This is a genomic window from Pontimicrobium sp. MEBiC01747, from assembly GCF_053601635.1.
In genome coordinates this window covers 1-2637 of sequence record NZ_JBSHNS010000540.1, presented here as the reverse complement: position 1 = coordinate 2637, position 2637 = coordinate 1, and the positions used below count along the sequence as shown (strand labels likewise).

The window sequence follows — 2637 nt, the reverse complement described above, 5'->3', positions numbered from 1 at the left end:
GTTATGAAATAGAAATTATAAAATGTAAGCTGTATTAAGAGTAATAAGAGTGTCTTTTTTCTTTGTATGAATTTAACGCTCGTTAATATATGTTGCATTGAAGTGGTTATAATATATTTTTAACTTTGTTGTTTGCGCGCTCTCTACATTATTTCATTTTCTAAATTGGTTAATGTCTCCATATTCTCAAAAGAATAATTCTCATCTATTAAACTTATAAATGACTATCTTGTCATAATTTTTTATTTTCCAATTCTGCAAATTTTTGCTTATCAGTTGGTAAAATATCTACTAGCTCAAATCGTTTTTTATCCAAAATATTAAAATCAACAAGGCTTAAATAAAGATCAACTACCTTTCTATCAATCATTATTTTCCCTCCACCAGCCCAATGTCGGTCAGTTCCGTTTTTCTTTATCCCAGAAACCCAATATTCGTCTCCGTTTTCTATATCGTAGTAATTCCCCGCAATTCCTTGTGCATTTGAGTTTCTAAGAGCTTTTCCATTACTATATATAGTTCTGCCAGATTTTGAGAACTCTACCATTCCAATCCATGCAGGCCCATTATTTCCAAATCCACTTTTTAATTCGATGTATTTTAATTCGGGTTTCATTGTTTTTTAGTAGTCTTTAATTTAAAATAATTATTTCTGGATCCCATTTAATAATTTCAAATTGTCTTTTTTTTCGAATTCCTTCATGCTTTTTCCAAGGCCATTTTTTAGATTCATAATCTACTATCAGTTTGTCGTTTTTTAATTCTATTGAATAAACTTTTTTTAGAGATTCTCCTACAGGACAGGACATGTAGTTGGTGTATTTTAATTCACCATTTTCATTAAAGCTAATTCTTTCTCCATATAACTCTTGCCTTTTTAGTCTTAAAGTCTTTGAAATATCAATATCTGTTAAGTCCGCTTTAATCTTTTCTCTTGGAAGTAGACAAACAGTATCTTTATCAAACCATTGTAAAGTACGCCAATCATTTTTTTTCAATATGGATAATGAGTCGACGATTTGTGCTTGACAGAATATAGGAATTAAAAAAACTATGAAAATTATTTTTCTCATTTTAACAATTTTAAAATTCAAGAATGTTATATCCTTAAAGTTAAGCTTAACTTAAGTGCAATGTGCTTTTTATATAATTATTTGCATGAACAAAAACTAAGTTAATAAAAGAAAATGAACCAAAAGAAAATCGAGAAAATTTTCTGAATATGTATTAGAGCAAGCAAAACACTTTTTTGATAAACTGTAAATTAGTTCTATTTGTCTATCACCTCATTTCTCTGCCAGCCTTCGTTATTTTAATCCCAAGGCCCATTTGTAGTCACATTTTTTGCTTTTCCATTCTTGTCAATTTTGTATAAACCGCCTGTACATCCTAACCAAATGGTTCCTTTTGTATCTTTTAAAAAAACCATTGTTGCAGTTGGTACTTTATAATTTACAAATTTATTATCTATATAATTGTAAACACCATTACTTGTTGTACTAATCCATAAATTGTTTGAGTTGTCTTTGTAAATCATAAAAACATCATTTTGGTTCAATCCTTTCATTTTTGGGAAACTAATGAATTTGTGGCCGTTATATATGTTTAATCCGCCGTTACCAAATCGTTTTTTTGTATCAGAGTTATCTTTTTCTGCTACTCTTGTTCCAATCCAAATATGTCCTATTTTGTCTTCCACAATTGATTGAACATTATTAGAACTTAGCCCTTCTTTTGTTGTTAAATGTATAAATGTGTGTCCGTTAAATTTACTGGCTCCGTAACCATCTCTTCCAAACCACATATTTCCTTTTTTATCTTCTGTAATAGCAGTTATCCAATCTTTTGTGTCTGGGTTGACTTTAGTTTCTATTTTGGGGTAAGAAATAGGAAATTTTTTAAATCGAGTGCCGTTAAACTTACAAACTCCATTCCATGTCCCAATCCAAAAAGATCCTTTACTATCAATAAATAAATTGCTTATCATATTGCTGCAAAGCCCATCTTTTTCTGAATAATTTGTAAAATGGTCTCCATTAAATTTAGATAATCCCGCACCAGTTCCAAACCATAAGTTTCCTAAATTATCTTCAATAACGCTCGTTATTCGATTACTAGGTAAACCATCTTTTGTTGTTAAATATTTCAGATTGTTTCCATCAAATCTTGCAACTCCTTTTTCTAAAGTTCCAAACCAAATGTTACCCTTAGAGTCTTGAAATATTTCTACAATATATTCGCCAATTTGCGAACTTATGTTTTTAGGTAGCTTATTAAAGATATTATCATTGTCGTTATTTGAGTGAGATTGTCCTCTACATGAAGTTATAAAAGAGATAACGAAAATTAATAAATAGACTCTTAAAAATAAATAGGATTTTTTCATATTCGTTTTTTTCTCAAACTTAAGACGAAAGATGCTCTTTTGTTATTATGAAATGTAAAATTATGTCAAAGAAGTGTGAATTCTTTGAATTGAAGAACTCAATTTAGAGCATTGTAATTGAAGAAAGGATAATAAGCCTGTAATACGAGTAGTGTGTATGAAAGCCTTTTTTATGATAGAAAGCCGAATACTTTACGATGATAGCTTTAGAGATATTTTATTTAGAAAATAATTAAAGTTCTTTGTTGGGG

Annotated in this window: 3 protein-coding genes; all 3 read right to left on the bottom strand. The window is 29.2% G+C overall.

The features are described from left to right. Positions 1-232: 232 nt before the first annotated feature. Entirely contained in the window at positions 233-616 is a 384-nt protein-coding gene (locus ACVC2P_RS17715) for a hypothetical protein (protein ID WP_452599780.1), read from the bottom strand. A gap of 16 nt (positions 617-632) precedes the next feature. After that, positions 633-1073, bottom strand: coding sequence for a hypothetical protein (locus ACVC2P_RS17710; RefSeq protein ID WP_452599779.1), 441 nt, complete (start codon positions 1071-1073; stop codon positions 633-635). A 239-nt stretch (positions 1074-1312) separates the two neighbouring features. Then, complete coding sequence (locus tag ACVC2P_RS17705; protein WP_452599778.1) at positions 1313-2386, bottom strand: ligand-binding sensor domain-containing protein; 1074 nt, start codon at positions 2384-2386, stop codon at positions 1313-1315. Positions 2387-2637 lie beyond the last annotated feature (251 nt).